Annotated in this window: 12 protein-coding genes; 3 read left to right on the forward strand and 9 right to left on the reverse strand. The window is 74.7% G+C overall.

Going from position 1 to position 15,919, the window contains the following annotated elements:
* Window positions 1-62 precede the first annotated feature (62 nt).
* On the reverse strand, window positions 63-1,148 hold the full coding sequence (locus ACIRYZ_RS15335) for a prephenate dehydrogenase (protein WP_402943986.1): 1,086 nt from the start codon (window positions 1,146-1,148) through the stop codon (window positions 63-65).
* 351 nt (window positions 1,149-1,499) lie between these two features.
* Here ACIRYZ_RS15335 and ACIRYZ_RS15340 point away from each other — a divergent pair, with 351 nt between their 5' ends.
* From ACIRYZ_RS15340 to ACIRYZ_RS15350, 3 genes are all read left to right on the forward strand, one after another.
* Window positions 1,500-3,782 carry a DUF4139 domain-containing protein gene (locus ACIRYZ_RS15340; RefSeq protein WP_402943988.1) on the forward strand — a complete coding sequence of 761 codons (2,283 nt, stop codon included), beginning with the start codon at window positions 1,500-1,502 and terminating at the stop codon, window positions 3,780-3,782.
* Between the two features lie 3 nt (window positions 3,783-3,785).
* On the forward strand, window positions 3,786-5,336 hold the full coding sequence (locus ACIRYZ_RS15345) for a mucoidy inhibitor MuiA family protein (RefSeq protein WP_402943991.1): 1,551 nt from the start codon (window positions 3,786-3,788) through the stop codon (window positions 5,334-5,336).
* Window positions 5,337-5,426: 90 nt separating this feature from the next.
* Entirely contained in the window at window positions 5,427-5,789 is a 363-nt protein-coding gene (locus tag ACIRYZ_RS15350; protein WP_387623976.1) for a DUF952 domain-containing protein, read from the forward strand.
* A 15-nt stretch (window positions 5,790-5,804) separates the two neighbouring features.
* Here the strand turns inward: ACIRYZ_RS15350 and ACIRYZ_RS15355 are convergent, their stop codons facing one another.
* The 8 genes from ACIRYZ_RS15355 to ACIRYZ_RS15390 form a co-directional block, all read right to left on the reverse strand.
* Complete coding sequence (locus ACIRYZ_RS15355) at window positions 5,805-6,812, reverse strand: helix-turn-helix domain-containing protein (protein WP_393031183.1); 1,008 nt, start codon at window positions 6,810-6,812, stop codon at window positions 5,805-5,807.
* Window positions 6,813-7,049: 237 nt separating this feature from the next.
* On the reverse strand, window positions 7,050-8,312 hold the full coding sequence (locus ACIRYZ_RS15360; RefSeq protein WP_402943995.1) for a pseudouridine synthase: 1,263 nt from the start codon (window positions 8,310-8,312) through the stop codon (window positions 7,050-7,052).
* Window positions 8,313-8,374: 62 nt separating this feature from the next.
* Window positions 8,375-8,968 (reverse strand): SMC-Scp complex subunit ScpB, encoded by a 594-nt coding sequence (locus tag ACIRYZ_RS15365; protein WP_402944057.1) that lies wholly within the window; start codon window positions 8,966-8,968, stop codon window positions 8,375-8,377.
* 245 nt (window positions 8,969-9,213) lie between these two features.
* Window positions 9,214-10,128, reverse strand: coding sequence for a segregation and condensation protein A (locus ACIRYZ_RS15370; protein ID WP_402943997.1), 915 nt, complete (start codon window positions 10,126-10,128; stop codon window positions 9,214-9,216).
* A gap of 151 nt (window positions 10,129-10,279) precedes the next feature.
* Window positions 10,280-10,864, reverse strand: coding sequence for a hypothetical protein (locus ACIRYZ_RS15375; RefSeq protein ID WP_402943999.1), 585 nt, complete (start codon window positions 10,862-10,864; stop codon window positions 10,280-10,282).
* Window positions 10,861-11,928 carry a ParA family protein gene (locus ACIRYZ_RS15380; RefSeq protein WP_030245868.1) on the reverse strand — a complete coding sequence of 356 codons (1,068 nt, stop codon included), beginning with the start codon at window positions 11,926-11,928 and terminating at the stop codon, window positions 10,861-10,863. The genes ACIRYZ_RS15375 and ACIRYZ_RS15380 overlap by 4 nt, the downstream gene beginning before the upstream one ends.
* 425 nt (window positions 11,929-12,353) lie before the next feature.
* Window positions 12,354-13,469 (reverse strand): alanine dehydrogenase, encoded by a 1,116-nt coding sequence (gene ald / locus ACIRYZ_RS15385; RefSeq protein ID WP_387623962.1) that lies wholly within the window; start codon window positions 13,467-13,469, stop codon window positions 12,354-12,356.
* Window positions 13,470-13,730: 261 nt separating this feature from the next.
* Window positions 13,731-15,761, reverse strand: coding sequence for an AAA family ATPase (locus ACIRYZ_RS15390; RefSeq protein WP_402944002.1), 2,031 nt, complete (start codon window positions 15,759-15,761; stop codon window positions 13,731-13,733).
* Window positions 15,762-15,919: the final 158 nt, after the last annotated feature.

The raw sequence follows: 15,919 nt of genomic DNA on the forward strand, positions 1-15,919 counted from the left end.
GCCTGTCCCCCCTCATCCGACAGACCTCGGTCCCGCAACGGGCCTCGGTCCCGCAACAGACCTCAGTCCCGAACGCTCCACCCGCCCGCCCGCAGCGCCGCCGCGAGCCGCTTGACGGCTGTCGGCGCCACCGCCAGCTGGACGAAGCCGACCTGCTTCCCGTCCGAGTGCTCGATGACGACGTCCTCGATGTTGACCCCGGCGTCGCCGACCTCCCCGAACAGCCGCCCCAGCTCACCCGGCTGGTCGCCGAGCACCACCGCGACCGTCTCGTACCGGGTGGGCGGCGCGCCGTGCTTGCCGGGGATGCGGGCCTGGCCGGTGTTGCCGCGCCGCATGACCGCCTCGATGCCCTGGGCGCCGGACCGGCGTTGGCCCTCTTCGGCCGCCGCGAGGGCGCGCAGCGCGGTGACGGTCTCGCCGAGGTCGGCGGCGACCTCCTCCAGCACGTCGGCGACGGCGCCCGCGTTGGCGGACAGGATGTCGACCCACATCGCGGGGCTGGAGGCGGCGATCCGGGTCACGTCGCGCACGCCCTGGCCGGACAGCCTTATGGCCGTCTCGTCTGCATGCTCCAGCCGTGCCGCGACCAGCGAGGACACCAGCTGCGGGGCGTGCGAGACCAGGGCGACGGCCCGGTCGTGCTGGGTCGCGTCCATCACGATCGGCATCGCACCGCAGAGCGCGACCAGCTCCAGCGCGGCGTTGAGCGTGTCGGTGTCGGTGTCGGCGGTCGGGGTGAGCACCCAGGGGCGCCCCTCGAACAGGTCGGCGCGGGCGGCCAGCGGGCCGGAACGCTCCCGGCCCGCCATCGGGTGACTACCGATGTAGTGGACGGTGTCGCAGCCGAGCGCCGCGACCTCGCTGCCCGGGCCGGCCTTCACGCTGGCCACGTCGGTGTACCAGTGCGCCAGGTTGCGGCGCTGGCAGTCGGCGAGCACCTTGCCGACCAGCGCGGGCGGGACGGCGATGATCGCCAGGTCGACCGGGCCCTCGGCCGGTTCGATGGTGCCCGCGCCGAGCGACTCGGCGGTGCGGGCGGCGTCCGGGTCGGCGTCCTCCAGATGGACGGTCAGCCCGCGTGCGGACAGGGCCAGGGCGGCGGAGGTACCGATCAGCCCGGTACCGACGACGACGGCAGTGCGCATGACGGGTGGCTCTCCTCGATCACGGTTCTCGACTCGACGGTTCGACGATCCTCTGACGATTCTCGCCGGGTGCCGGGACCGGCCTGGAGCACCCGCGCCCATCCTCCCACCCGCCGGACCCCGGCCGCGGCCCCGCCCCGCCCCTGTCCCCGCCCCCGGCCCCACAGGCGGCGGCGGGGACGGCGGCAACCGCAGCGCCTCGGCCCCCGTCTCCCACAGTGCACACGCCGCGCCCCGGGAAATCCGGCGACGCCCGCCCCGAGCCGGGGCAGACTGGCCGCCCGGGGGCCGACGCGGCACGACGGCGCCCGGCGGGACGCGCCGCACCGGACGCGAACGAAGGGGTTGCGCATGGACGATCAGCACAGCAGTCACACCGGGCCGTCGAAACCTCCGGCCGTACCGGCGCACCCGTCGGTGCTCGACTCCGTCGTGGTGTACGCCGAGGGTGCGGTGTGCCGCCGCCGGGCCACCGTCCCGGTCCCGCCCGACGGACGGCTGCGGCTGACCGGCCTGCCCGACTCGATGGACGGCAACTCGCTGCGCGCCCGGGTGCTCTCCGGCCCCGCCGGCACGACGGTCACCGAGGCCCGCCTCGAAACCCTTGCCGAACTCCTCGAACCAGGCGAACTCACCACTCTGCGCCGCGAGTTGGACGAGGCCATGGAGCGCCAGAGTGCCCTGAACGAGCGCCACCGGCTGATGCTGACCGCGATCGCCGAAACCGCCGCACTGCGCGCCGTCCCGCCGCAGCGCCGCCACGGCGAGCCGCTGCGCCGCACCCCCGCCGAGGCCTGGCTGGAGCTCGCCGACTTCGTCGACGAGCGGCTGGCCCGACTCCAGGAGCGCACCGAACAACTCACCCGGGATATCGAACTCGCGGACCACGAGCGCGAGTTGGCGGCCGACCGGCTGGAGCGGGCGTCCACCGCCGAGCGGACCGCGCTGATCGAGACCGTCGACACCGTGCTGCTCACCCTGCACACCACCGGCCCGGCCGACACCGAACAGCCCGACCGGGAGCCGGCGCTGGAGCCCGGCCTGGAACCAGAACTGGAGCTGGAGCTGGAGTACAGCGTCCCCACCGCCCGCTGGGTGCCCGCCTACCGCCTCTCCCACCGCACCGGCTCCGACACCGGCCATCTCGTCCTGCGCGCGGCCGTCGCCCAGCACACCGGCGAGGACTGGACAGGCGTCCGACTCGCCCTGTCCACCGCCGACCTCGACCGCCGCACCGACCTGCCCAAGCTGAGCTCACTGCGGATCGGCCGCAGCCAGCCCGCCCCGCCGCCCTCCGGCTGGCGCGAACCCCCGGCCGGCCTGTCCGACCTCTTCACCGGCTACGACGCGGCCACCGCCACCCGCGCCGCCGCCGAGCGCGACACCCCGCTCCCGGTGTCCGCCCCCGTCGCCGCCAAGGCCGCCCGGATGGCCGGCCGTACCGGCGGCACCCGCCCGTCCGGCCCTCGCCCCGGCGGTGCCCGCCCCGAGCTGTTCGTGGACGAGGCGGCGCCCGCCGGCCCGTACGGCGGCGGCTCGCTGAGCGTCCAGGAACCGGGCCAGGAACCGCCCCTGGCGCCACCCCAGCCGCCACCCCACGGGGCAGTGCCCACGCCCCCGCCGCCCGGCTTCGCCGGCTACGGTGCCCCGCCCGCGCTCTCCGCTCCCGCACCCGCACCCGCACCCGCCGCACCGATGCCCCAGGCCCCCGGCGGCGCCATGCCACAGGAGCCCCGCCGAGCGCGGCTCCGCAGCCCGCGTGCCACCCCGCCCCCGGCCACCACCGGCCTCGCCCTCGACACCACCCTGCTCGACTACCCCGACCTCCTCCTGGCCGGCCCCGACGCCCCCGCCGACCGGCGCGGCACCCTGCGCCCGAACCCCGTACGGGTCGAGCGCTATGAGCTGGAGCGGTTCCTCCCCGGCGGCCGCGAGGGCGGCCGGCTCCGCGACCTCGCCCTCCCCCACCACGCCGTCCCGCCCCGCGAGTCGGCCGGCTCCTTCGACCACCGCTTCGACGCCGCCGCCCCCGCCGACATCCCGTCCGACGGCACCTGGCACACCGTCACGGTGGACGAGATCCCGCTCTCCGTCCGCCCCGAGTACGTCACCGTCCCGGCCGTCGAGGAGAAGGTGTACGCGACCCTGGTGCTCGCCAACCGCACCGACCGCGCCGTACTGGCCGGCCCGGTCGAGGTCACCGTGGACGAGGAGTTCCTGCTCACCGCCGCCCTGCCCACCCTCGCCCCCGGCGGCACCCGGCGCCTGGGCATCGGCGTCACCGAGAGCATCGAGGTGGCGCGCCGCACCGAGCTGCGCGAGTCCGCCACGGGCATGCTGAAGGGCAACAGCACCGTGCTCGACCACCGGGTGCACGTCCGGCTGGCGAACCGGCTCGGCCGCACCGTCACCGTGGAGGTCCGCGAACGCGTGCCGGTCACCTCCGACGCCGAGATCCGGATCGAGGAGCGCGCCGACTGGCACGCCCCGACCGAACCGACACCGGACTGCCCGCCCAGCACCCGGCTCTGGCGGGTCGACCTGCCACCGGGCGGCCGCACCGAGCTGGACGGCGGCTACCAGATCAAGATCCCGGCCGGAAAGGCCATCGTGGGCGGAAACCGGAGGAACTGACAGATGACCGGAGAAACGACCCCCCTCCCCGTCACCGCCGTCACCTGCCTGGAGGACCGCGCCCAGGTCGAGCGCACGGTGACCGTCGAGCTCGCCGAGGGCGTCCAGCGGCTGCGGCTCGGCCCGCTCACCGCCCTCGCCGTCGACCGCACCCTGCGCGCCGAGGCCACCGCCCCCGGCGCCCGGGTGCTGGAGGCCCGGCTGGTCCGCACCTGGAGCCCCCGTGCCCCGTTGCCGCCCGGCCCGGAGGACTCCGCGCTGCGCCACCGGCTGCACGGTCTGGAGGCCGAGTCGCGCCTGGCGGACCAGACCCGGGCCCGGCTGGAGGCCCGCCTCGCCCTGCTCGCCCAGCTGAGCGCCGACCTGCTGCGGGAGGTCGGCGAGGGCGCCGGCGTCGGCGAGATCGAGCGCACCCGCTGGGCCCGCGAGCTGGACCGGGTGGACGCCGAGCGCGAGCGCTACGGCGAGGAGCTGCGCGCCACCCACTCCCGGCTGCGCCGCCTGGACCACGAGCGCTCCCAGGCCCTGATCGCCCTGGACGAGGCCGAGCAGGAGCCCGCCGAGCTGGTCGCCCACCTGGAGCTGACCGTCGAGGCCGAGCGGCCCGGCCCGGCCGCGCTGACCGTCAGCCACCTGGTGCCCTGCGCGCTCTGGCGCCCGTCCTACCGGGCCACCCTGGACGACGGCGGCGACCTGCGCCTGGAGTCGGAGGCGGTGGTCTGGCAGCGCACCGGCGAGGACTGGACCGGCGCCCGGCTCACCTTCTCCACCGCCCGCTCCGCCCTAGCCACCGACCCGCCCGCGCTCACCGAGGACCTGCTGACGCTGCGCGAGCGCACCGAAGAGGAGCGCCGCACGGTCGAGGTCGAACTGCGCGAGGAGGAGATCAGCACCCTCGGCCCGACCGCCGCCGTCCCCGGTCTGGACGACGGCGGCGAGGTACGGGTGCTGCCCGCCCCCGCCCCGGCCACCGTCCCCTCGGACGGCCGTGCGCACAAGGTCCCGCTGGGCGCCTTCACCGGCCCGGCGAACGGCGAGTACGCCTGCGCCCCGGAGCTGTCCCCAATGGTCACCCAGGTGGTCCGGTTCCGCAACGCGGCCGGGCACCCGCTGCTGGCCGGCCCGGTCGAGCTGGTCCGCGGCAGCGGCTTCACCGGCCGCGGCGAGCTGCGTTTCACCGCCGCCGGGGCCGACGCCGAGCTGTCCTTCGGCAGCTCGGACGGCTACCGAGTGGTCCGCGAGACCGAGGAGCGCCAGGCCACCGCCGCCCTGACCGGCCGCCAGACCACCATCCGCACCGTCCGGCTGCACCTGTCCCGGTTCTCCGGCCCGGAGGAGCACGGCGAGCAGCTGGTCACGCTGCGCGAACGGGTGCCGGTCTCCGAGGTCGCGGCGGTCGAGGTGCGGCTGCGCAAGGAGGAATGCTCCCCGCCGCCGGACTCCTTCGACGCCGAGGGCATCGTGCGCTGGGACGTCCCGCTCGGCCCGGGCGCCCGCCGCACCCTCACCCTGGTGTACGAGATCTCGGCCTCTGCCAAGGTGGCCGGGCTGTGACCGGAGCGGTCCGGCTGTGACCGGCGGCCGGGCCATGACTCCCGACCGCTCGTGACGACCGCTCAGGACTGAAACGGGTAGAAAAGGAACATGATCCTCCACCTCGCTCCCCTGGACGACTGGCTGTCCGACCCCGGCCGCCCGTACGCCGCCGCGTCACTGCTCACCGACGGGTTCATCCACTGCTCCGCGGACGAGCAGACGGCACTCGCGGTGGCCAACGCCTTCTTCGCCGACACGCCCGACCCGCTGATGGTGCTGCTGATCGAGGAGTCGCTGGTGGAACCGATGGTCAAGTGGGAGGCCCCGCACGGAGCACCGCCGCCCGGGGCCACCCCCGGCATCCTCTTCCCGCACATCTACGGCCGGCTGAACCGCTCCGCCGTGGTCGGCCTGGAGAAGGTCGAGCGCGGCCCGGACGGCCGCTGGGTCTCGCTCAGCCCCTGGAGCTGACCGGCTCCGGGACGCTCACAGCCATCCCCGCTCCCGGGCCGCCATCCCGGCCTGGAAGCGGGTGGTGGCCCCGAGCGAGCGCATCAGGCTCTGCAGCCGCCGCTGGGTCGTCCGGGCGCTCCAGCCCAGCGAGCGGGCGATCGACTCGTCGGTCAGCCCCGCCGCCAGCAGGCCCAGCAGCTTGCGGTGGTCGGCCTCCGGCTCCGGCGAGGCGTCCCCGGTGCCGATCGCGGCCTGCAGCTGCACGGCCCGCTCCCACTCCGCCTCGAACAGCGTGTCCAGCGCCTGGAGCAGCGCCGAGGGGTGGATCACGTACGCGGCGTCCAGCACGCTGTCGCCGACGCTGATCGGGATGACCGCCATCCGGTCGTCCGAGATGATCATCTTCATCGGCAGGGTCGGCCGTACCCGGGCCTCCTCCCCGTCCGCGACGCCGACCAGGATGTTCTTCTCCAGCCGGCCGGGCCAGGCCACGGCCTCCCGGTCGTATATGGTCCGGAACTTCAGCCCCTCCCGCAGCCGCCGCCGCTGCAACGGCATCGGCGCCACCGGGTCCTGGATGTACGGCGGGCGGTCGAAGCCACGGACCTGGTACTGGCTGGTCTCGGTGATGTGCTCCAGCCGCTGGGCGATCGCCTCGCCGCCGGTCAGCACCTCCACCGAGTGCGCCGGGTCGGTGTAGCGCGAGGCCTCCCGGAAGGCGTCCATCAGCCGGTGCATCTCGGCGCGGGCGTGCCGCAGCTCGGACTCCCGGTGGCCGATCAGGGTGCCGATCGCCACGTCCGGGGCGACCGCCAGGAAGCGCTGCCGGTCCACCGGCGCGCGGGTGGCCATGCCCTGCTGCGCCAGCCGGTCCAGCGCGCGCACGCTCTGCTGGAGCGTCAGGCCGCAGCTCTCGGCCAGCTCCTCCGCGGTGGACTGCGGATTGGCCACCAGCGCCGCGTAGACCTGCCCGTCCGGCTCGGCCAGCCCCAGTGGGCCGAGGGCCTGTCCGGCCGACCGCCCCAGTACTGCATCGGACACGACGCCGTCTCCCCCTGCTCGCCCCGCACACCCCACCGGCGCCCGTCCTGGCGCAGTCCCGCCACAGGGCGGGGCGGTGGTCCAGTGGCCATCCTCTGCCACGGATCATGACGCTGACAAGGCCGTGACCAGGGGTTGCGTCCCGACTCACATACACGCGGGAGGGTCCCCCGCCACCACGGGCGGGGGACCCTCCGACGAACGACCGGTGAAAACCCGGGGGACGGACCCCAGGGCCTACAGACCGACCTCGCGCATCAGCTGGCCGACCTCGGGGTTGGTCAGACGGCGCAGCCAGCCCGACTTCTGGTCACCGAGCGCGATCGGGCCGAAGTGGGTGCGCACCAGCTTCTCCACCGGGAAGCCCGCCTCGGCGAGCATCCGGCGCACGATGTGCTTGCGGCCCTCGTGCAGGGTCACCTCGACGAGGTAGTTCTTGCCGACGTTGGAGACCACCTTGAAGCTGTCGGCGCGGGCGAAGCCGTCCTCCAGCTCGATGCCCTGGGCCAGCTGCTTGCCCAGGTCGCGCGGGATCGGGCCCTGGATCGCGGCCAGGTAGGTCTTGGTCACGCCGTAGCGCGGGTGGGTCAGCCGGTGGGCCAGCTCGCCGTGGTTGGTGAGCAGGATGATGCCCTCGGTCTCGGTGTCCAGGCGGCCGACGTGGAACAGCCGGGTCTCCCGGTTGGTCACGTAGTCGCCCAGGCACTGGCGCCCGTCCGGGTCCTCCATGGTGGAGACCACGCCGGCCGGCTTGTTGAGCGCGAAGAACAGGTAGGACTGGGTGGCGACGGTCAGACCGTCGACCTTGATCTCGTCGTTGTCGGGGTCGACCCGCTTGCCCTGCTCGGTGACACGCTTGCCGTTGACCTCGACCCGGCCCTGCTCGATCAGCTCCTCGCAGGCGCGGCGGCTGCCGACGCCGGCCCGGGCCAGCACCTTCTGCAGGCGCTCGCCCTCGGGCTCGCCGAAGGTCTTGGGCAGCTTGACGGCCGGCTTGTCGTGCCGGGCGAGGACGGCGTCCTCGATCTTGGCCTGCAGCTCGCGCGAGCGCTGCGGCTGGCGGCGCGGGTCGCCCGGGGCGCCCTGGCCCTCACGGCGCGGGCGCGGGGCCGGGCCGGGGCGCCGACCGGCGAAGCCGCCGCGGGCCGGGGTGGCGTTGGGGCCGCCGCCGTACTCGGGGCGGTCGTACTTGCGCTCCTCGGGCCGCAGCGGGCGGTCCGGGTAGCGGCGGTCGTCGCGCCGGTCGTCCCGGCGGCTGTCCCGCCCGTACGAGCCGCCGCGCGAGCCCGAGCCGCCACCGTACGAGCCCGAACCCGAGCCGCCGCCGTACGAGCCGCCGCGCGAGCCGGAACCCGAGCCACCGCCGTACGAACCCCCGCGCGAGCCCGAGCCGCCGCGGCCGCCGCCGCTGCCGCCGTAGGAGCCGCCCCGGCCCCCGCCCTGTCCGCCGCGACCGCTGCCGCCGCCGCTGCTGTTCCTGCCGTTGCCACTGCTACGCATCAAAGTGTCCGTACGTCGTTCCGTCTGGGATGTGCGGTCGTTTCGGCCGACCTCACCTCCCCCTACCGATCAGGCGCTGCCCGACCGGCCTCGCCACTGCCGTCCGCGGCCTGTGCGGCAGCGGAGGCGACCGCCTCCGCGATCATCGTGCCCTCCAGGGACTCCGCTTCCACGTCGTCGACCTCGGGCAGGAAGGGAGCGAGCTCCGGCAGCTCGTCCAAGCCGCGGAGCCCCATCCGTTCCAGGAAGTAGTTCGTCGTCCGATACAGGATCGCACCTGTTTCGGGCTCGGATCCGGCCTCTTCCACCAGTCCTCGCTGTACCAGGGTACGCATCACGCCGTCACAGTTCACACCACGGACGGCGGAAACCCGCGATCTGGACACCGGCTGCCGGTACGCGACCACGGCCAGGGTCTCCAGCGCGGCCTGGGTCAGCCGGGCCTGCTGGCCGTCCAGCAGGAAGCGGTCGACGGCCCGGGCGCAGCTGTCCCGGCTGTAGAACCGCCAGCCGCCGGCCACCAGCCGCAGGTCGAAACCGCGGCCCGCCGCCTCGTACTCGGCGGACAGTTCGCGCAGCGCCGCGGCCACCTCGGCCCGCGGCCGCTCCAGCACCCCGGCCAGCCGCTCCTCGGTGACCGGCTCGTCGACGACCATCAGGACGGCCTCCAGCTCGGCCCGCAGCCCGGGCCCGGCTGGCTCCTCCGGCTCCCCCGGCACGTCGGAGGCCGGCGGGGCCGACTTCTGGTGCACCACCCTCGGCTCGGTGCCCACCGCAGCCACAGGCGCCGCCACGGGCTCCGGCAGCAGCTCGAAGGCCGGCTCCAGCCACTCCTCGGCCCGCGGCTGCCCCGGCAGCCCGAGCGGGCGCCGCACCGGCCGCCCACCGTCGTTCCCGCCACTCATCGCCGCCCGTCCTCCTTCGCCTCGCCCGCGACCCCGCCCGCGGCCTTGTCCCCGGCCTTCTCCGCGACCTCGCCCGCCGGCCGGTCGAACTCGTCCGTCACCTCGACCGCGCCCCGGCCCTCCTCGGCCACCCAGCGCACCCGCAGTTCCCCGAGCGCCTCCGGCTGCTCGAAGGCGAGCACCCGCTCCCGGTACAGCTCCAGCAGCGCCAGGAACCGGGCGACCACCACCAGGGTGTCCGGCGCGTCCGCGACGAGCTGCTGGAAGGAGGCCTCCCCGAGGCCGGTGAGCAGGTCGACCACCAGCCCGGCCTGCTCGCGCACGCTGACCGGCGGGGTGTGGATGTGGTCGACGTACACCACGGGCTTCGGCTTGGGCTCCATCGCCTTGGCCGCCAGCTGGGCCAGCCGCTCCGGCCCGACGGTGATCACCACCTCGGGCAGCAGCTCGGCGTGCCGGGGCTCCAGCCCGACGGTCCGCGGCCGTCGCAGCAGCTCGGCCGCCCAGCGCTCGCCGAACAGCGCCGCCGCCCGCTTGTACGCCCGGTACTGCAGCAGCCGCGCGAACAGCAGGTCCCGCGCCTCCAGCAGCGCGAGGTCCTCCTCGTCCTCGACCTCGGCCGCGGGCAGCAGCCGCGCGGCCTTGAGGTCCAGCAGGGTGGCGGCCACGACCAGGAACTCGGTCGCCGCGTCCAGGTCCCAGTCCGGTCCCATCGCCCGGATGTACGCGATGAAGTCGTCCGTCACCGTGGCCAGCGCCACCTCGGTGACGTCCAGCTTGTGCTTGGCGATCAGGCCGAGCAGCAGGTCGAAGGGGCCCTCGAAGTTGTCCAGCCGTACGCGGAAACCGCCCCGGGACTCCTCCTCGGTGGGGTTCACGGCGGTGGCGGCTGGTTCGACGGTGCTCGGCATGACGGTCCATTTTCGCCCGGCCCCGCCGCCCACCCCGCCGCGGGGCCGTCGACACGCCGCCCGACGGGCCCCGGGGCCCGGACGACGGCCTCAGCGCCCGGCCGCCCGGCCGGCGGCGCTCAGCGCCCGGCGGACAGCCCCGGACGCCGTCCTACCGGCCGCGCAGCCGCCGGACCAGGATGGAGGCCTCGCCGCGCTGCTCCAGGTCCGCCAGGACGACCGCGATGGCCTCCCGGACGATCCGCCCGCGGTCCACGGCCAGGCCGTGCTCGCCGCGCAGCACCAGCCGGGTGTGCTCCAGGTCCATGAGCTCCTCGGCGGAGACGTACACGGTGATCTTCTCGTCGTGCCGCTCGCGCCCGCTGGGGCGGCGCGGCGCGCGTCCCCGCGGCCGGGCGCGCCCGGCGGCACCGGTCTGCTCCTCGGCGGCACCCGCGTGCGCCCGGCCCGCCGGGGCGGCTGCGGCGCCACGGCCGCCGGAGACGGCCTTCCCGGCCGATCCGGCACCCTGGTCCCCGGCCTGTCGCTGGGCGGGCGGCTGCGCGGGCGCGGGCACCCCGGCGGCCGACTGCTGCTCCTGCCGGTCGTCCCGGGCGCCCTCGGCGCCGTCCGTGCCGTTGACGGTCCGCGCGGTCTCCGGTCTGGATGCCTCGGCAGCCGGACGCGGCGCGAGGGACGGCGACAGCGCCATCCCGCCGGTGGTCCGGAACAGCTCGTCGGCACCCGGGAGACTCACTCGGCGGGGCGGCACCGGTCGAGCACCTCCCTGGCGAGCTGGCGGTAGGCGGCAGCACCGACCGAGTTGGTGGCGTACGTGGTGATGGGCTCGCCGGCGACGGTGGTCTCCGGGAAGCGCACGGTCCGCCCGATGACGGTGTGGAAGACGTGCTCGCCGAACGCCTCGACGACCCGCGCCAGCACCTCACGGCTGTGCACGGTGCGCGAGTCGTACATGGTCGCGAGGATGCCGTCCAGGCGCAGCTCGGGGTTGAGCCGCTCGCACACCTTCTCGATGGTCTCGGTCAGCAGCGCGACACCGCGCAGCGCGAAGAACTCGCACTCCAGCGGCACGATCACGCTGTGAGCGGCCGTCAGCGCATTGACCGTCAGCAGACCCAGCGAGGGCTGGCAGTCGATGATGACGTAGTCGTAGTCGGGCAGCAGCGGCTTCAGGGCGCGCGCCAGCGCGGACTCCCGGGCCACCTCGCTGACCAGCTGCACCTCGGCGGCGGAGAGGTCGATGTTGGAGGGCAGCAGGTCCATGCCCGGGACGGCCGTCTTCAGCAGCACCTCATCGGCCGTCAGGCCCCGCTCCATGAGCAGGTTGTAGACGGTGACGTCGAGCTCCATCGGGTTGACGCCCAGTCCGACCGAGAGCGCGCCCTGCGGGTCGAAGTCGACGAGCAGCACCCGGCGGCCGTACTCGGCCAGCGCCGCGCCCAGGTTGATGGTCGACGTGGTCTTGCCGACGCCGCCCTTCTGGTTGCACATGGCGATGATCTGGGCGGGACCGTGCTCGGCGACCGGCGCGGGGATCGGGAAGTACGGCAGCGGACGGCCGGTCGGGCCGACCCGCTCGCGGCGCTGGCGCGCGGCGTCGGGGGCCAGCGTGGCGGCGTACTCGGGGTCCGGCTCGTACTCGGCGTCCGGGTCGTCGTAGGCGCCGTAGGCGAACTCGCCGTAGGCCAGGCCGTAGGCGGCCAAGTCGGCGTCGTGATCGGTCACCGTGGTCACCTGCGCTGTGTTCTGGCGTGCTTCGAAGGTACGGAGTGCGACCGAGCCGACCTCGGCCGAGCCCACGGTGGACTGCCGGGCCCCGGACTCCTCACTCGGCTGGCCGGCGGTGAGCTCCGCCAGTCCTGGCTGACCACCCCCGGGAGCAATTGTCGACTCATTCACAAGTCGTCTTACCTCCTTGGGGATCCAGGACTCTATGTCGATTCGTCAGCGTGGCAGCACGCCGACGGTTTGCGACTCTAGGCCGTTCAAGGCGTTCGCAGCAACACAATCCACGGTAGTGGGCACGATGTGTCGACTATCGGGCGGGCTGCTGTCAAGGGATGAGTAGGCCTATGACCCTAACGTTTCTGCGGTCGAGTGACACGACCCACGGGAATTGACGACAGAGCGACCCGCCCGGTCCACCGACTGTTCACGCGCACGGCGAAGCCCCCGACCCGAAGTGATCAGGTCGGGGGCGAACGACCGCCGAGCGGTCAGGGTGTTCAGGCGAGCACGCTCTCCAGCGTGACCGACTCCAGGCCGAAGGCCTCGGCCACGGCCGGGAAGGTGATCTGGCCCTCGTGCACGTTGAGGCCCTTGGCGAGCGCCTCGTCGCGACGCAGCGCCTCCTTCCACCCGCGGTTCGCCAGCTCGATGACGTACGGCAGGGTGGCGTTGGTCAGCGCGTAGGTGGAGGTGTTCGGGACGGCTCCCGGCATGTTGGCCACGCAGTAGAAGACCGAGTCGTGGACCTGGAAGGTCGGGTCGTCGTGCGTGGTCGGGTGCGAGTCCTCGAAGCAGCCGCCCTGGTCGATGGCGATGTCGACCAGCACGGAGCCCGGCTTCATGCGGGAGACCAGCTCGTTGGTGACCAGCTTCGGGGCCTTGGCGCCCGGGATCAGCACGGCGCCGATGACCAGGTCGGCGTCCAGGACGGCCTTCTCCAGCTCGAAGGAGTTGGACATGATGGCCTTGATCTTGGTGCCGAAGATCCGGTCGGCCTCGCGCAGCTTGTTGATGTCGCGGTCGAGCAGGGTCACGTCGTAGCCCATGCCGATGGCGATGGTGGCCGCGTGCCAGCCGGAGACGCCACCGCCGATGACGACGGCCTTGGCCGGGTGGGTGCCGGGCACGCCACCGGGCAGCACGCCGCGGCCGCCGGCCGGACGCATCAGGTGGTACGAGCCGACCTGCGGGGCCAGGCGGCCCGCGACCTCGGACATCGGGGCGAGCAGCGGCAGCGCGCCGTTGCCCAGCTGGACGGTCTCGTACGCGATGGCGGTGGTGCCCGAGGCGATCAGCGCGTCGGTGCCGGCCCGGTCGGCCGCCAGGTGCAGGTACGTGAAGAGGGTCTGCCCCTTGCGCAGCCGGTGGTACTCGGAAGCGATGGGCTCCTTGACCTTCAGCAGCAGGTCGGCGGTGGCCCACACCTCGTCGGCGGTGGGGAGGATGGTGGCGCCGGCGGCCACGTACTCCTCGTTGGGGATCGAGGAGCCGAGACCGGCGTTGTCCTCGATGTAGACCTCGTGTCCGTTGCGGACCAGCTCATGCACGCCGGCGGGCGTGATGGCCACGCGGTACTCGTGGTTCTTGACCTCGCGGGGGATGCCGACCTTCACGGCTAAACACGTCCTCTTGCCATGGGGGTCCCGACCGGAGAAGACCGGTGGGCGACGCGCACGTGGGGAAGCCTCCGGGCAGCCCGGGGCAGGGGATCGCTGCGCGACTGAGTTCGAGTGTAATGAAGCCCAGGCGGCCTGTCAGCCTTCCAAATCGAATAATTTCGCTGAACACATTGGCAGGTTCGTAGGCTTCCGCCGGAGCTTACCTGCCATAGATGTCGCAACCGGGCACTTCCGACGATACATCCGAAAGCACCCTCACCACCCGGCGCCGACACGTTCCCGCAGGTCCGTGAGGGCCGCCCCGACGGCCTCCCGGCCCCGTTCGTCGCCGATCCGGCGCAGCACCGCGAGCGCGGCCCGGTACTCCCGGTCGGCCTCCTCGAAACGGCGCTGCGCGGCGTGCGCCTCGGCCACCCGCGCCAGCAGCCGGGCCTCCGCCGCGTGGTCCCCGAGCGACTGCCGCAGCCCGAGCGCCCGCCCGTACCAGTCGGCGGCGCGCACCGCGTCGCCGAGCGCCCGGTGGCAGCCGGCCGCGCCCTCCAGGGCCCGGGCGCAGAGCGGTTCGTCCACGACCGTACGGGCGTGCTCCAGGGCGGCCCGGTAGTGCGCGGCGGCCTGCTCCCAGCGGCCCGCCGCGACCTGGAGGTCCCCCAGGTTGAGCAGCGCCGCCGAGGCCCGGCGGGGCCGGCCGTTGCGCTCGGCGACGGTGCGCACCAGCTCGTGCAGCCGGTAGAGGTCGGCCGGGGCGGCGCCGGTCAGCGGCAGCGACCGCAGCAGCGCGGTGACCAGCCGCCCGGCCGAGCCGTCCAGGTCGCCCTGACCGATCGCGTCGGCCACCGCGCCGAGCAGCAGCTCCCGCTCGCCGAGCAGCCAGTCCCGGGCCTGCGCGGCCGAGCGCAGCCGCAGCGCGGCGGGCAGCGGCTCGGGCCCGGGGCCGCCCGCCGGGTCGAGCAGGGCGCGGGCCGACTCGGTGAGCCGGACCAGCCGTTCCAGCAGCCGGGCCCGGGCCAGCTCGGTCTCGGCCGGCCGGTCCTCCCGCTCGCGCAGCCGGACCAGCCGCGGGTAGAGCCGTCCGGGCACCCGGTAGCGCGGGGCGCCGTCGCCGGCCGGCGCCTCCTCGCCGAGCAGCTCCCGCTCGGCGAGCACGGCCAGCGTCGCGGCGGCCTCCGCTGCCGGGCAGCCGACCAGGGCGGAGGCGGTGCGCGGGTCGGCGGTCTGCACCGGGGCCAGGGTGAGGGTGCGCAGCATCCGCGCCTGGGCGCGCGACAGGGTGCGGTAGACGAGGGTGAACGCGCCGATCAGCGGATCGTTGTCGGGTACGGGCACCGGCTCGGCCGGCTCGGGCTCCGGCCTGACCCAGGTCGACGGGTCACCGGCCGGCTCGGGCGCGGCGACGGGCTCCGCGGCCTTGTCCTCCGCCGACTGCTGCGGGCCCTCCCTCTTCTTCCCCGCCTCGGCGGCAGCCCCGGCCCCACCGGTCCTGCCCGCCTTGCCCGCCTTGCCGCCCTCGCCACCGGCGGCCGCCGACTCCTCCCCCACCACCAGGTTGAGCTGCCGCGCCGCGTCCGTGACCGCGATCTCCGGGTTGCCGCGCAGCCACCCCGCCATCAGCCGCAGGGCGGCCGGCCGGGCGGCGCAGGCCTCGGCCAGGTCGGCCCCGCCGACCGGGTCGCAGGAGATCCGGGTGCCGCCGACCAGGTCGGCCAGCAGTTCGCCGGAGGCCTGCCGGTCCAGCCCGCCGAGGATCACCGGGTCGATGTCCTCGATCCCGGTGAGCGGCCCGGCGGTGGTGGCGAGCACCAGGCAGCCGGGCTCGTCGGCGAGCAGCGGCCACACCTGCCCGGCGTCCCGCACGTCGTCCAGCACCAGCAGGACGCGCAGCCCCGCGAGCGCCTCCCGCAGCGCCACGCAACCGGGCTCGTCCCGCCCGTCCTCGACCGCCCCGGGCAGCGGCACGGCGGCCTGCGGGTCGAGCTGCTCCAGCAGCAGCCGGGCCGCGCGCGCCGGCTGCACCCGCCCGCCGTCGGGGGCGGACAGCCGTGCGAACAGCACGCCGTCCGGGTAGTCGGCGGCGACGGTACGGGCGAAGCGGGCGGCCAGCGCGGTCCGGCCGGAGCCGGGGCGCCCGGCCAGCACCAGCACCGGGCAGCGGCCGCTCACCGGACGGGTGGCGGCCGCCCGCAGCGCGGCCAGTTCGGCGCGCCGCCCGGCGAACACCGTGGGCCCGGCCGGCAGCCGCTCCAGTCCGGGGACGGCGCTCGCGGGCGTGTCAGGGCCGGGGTCCATCGTCGCCGTCTTCCTCGCCACCCGTGCCACTCCCGACGTCATCCCGCGCCCGGCGTCCGGCTGGTCAGCGTCCGGCGCTCGGCGAAGGCGGCCCGGCACGGGCGCCCCGTCTGCGAAGCGTAGTTCGACCGTCCGGCTCAGCCGAGATGACATCCGGT

The sequence above is a fragment of the Kitasatospora sp. NPDC101155 genome (assembly GCF_044768305.1).
In the GTDB taxonomy this organism is placed as follows: Bacteria; Actinomycetota; Actinomycetes; order Streptomycetales; family Streptomycetaceae; genus Kitasatospora.

Excerpts from the sequence above, each read along its gene's own strand:
- ACIRYZ_RS15335 (WP_402943986.1), bottom strand. The coding sequence starts at position 1,148 with ATGCGCACTGCCGTCGTCGTCGGTACCGGGCTGATCGGTACCTCCGCC.
- ACIRYZ_RS15340 (WP_402943988.1), top strand. The coding sequence starts at position 1,500 with ATGGACGATCAGCACAGCAGTCACACCGGGCCGTCGAAACCTCCGGCC.
- ACIRYZ_RS15345 (WP_402943991.1), top strand. The coding sequence starts at position 3,786 with ATGACCGGAGAAACGACCCCCCTCCCCGTCACCGCCGTCACCTGCCTG.
- ACIRYZ_RS15350 (WP_387623976.1), top strand. The coding sequence starts at position 5,427 with ATGATCCTCCACCTCGCTCCCCTGGACGACTGGCTGTCCGACCCCGGC.
- ACIRYZ_RS15360 (WP_402943995.1), bottom strand. The coding sequence starts at position 8,312 with ATGCGTAGCAGTGGCAACGGCAGGAACAGCAGCGGCGGCGGCAGCGGT.
- ACIRYZ_RS15365 (WP_402944057.1), bottom strand. The coding sequence starts at position 8,968 with ATGGTCGTCGACGAGCCGGTCACCGAGGAGCGGCTGGCCGGGGTGCTG.
- ACIRYZ_RS15370 (WP_402943997.1), bottom strand. The coding sequence starts at position 10,128 with ATGCCGAGCACCGTCGAACCAGCCGCCACCGCCGTGAACCCCACCGAG.
- ACIRYZ_RS15390 (WP_402944002.1), bottom strand. The coding sequence starts at position 15,761 with ATGGACCCCGGCCCTGACACGCCCGCGAGCGCCGTCCCCGGACTGGAG.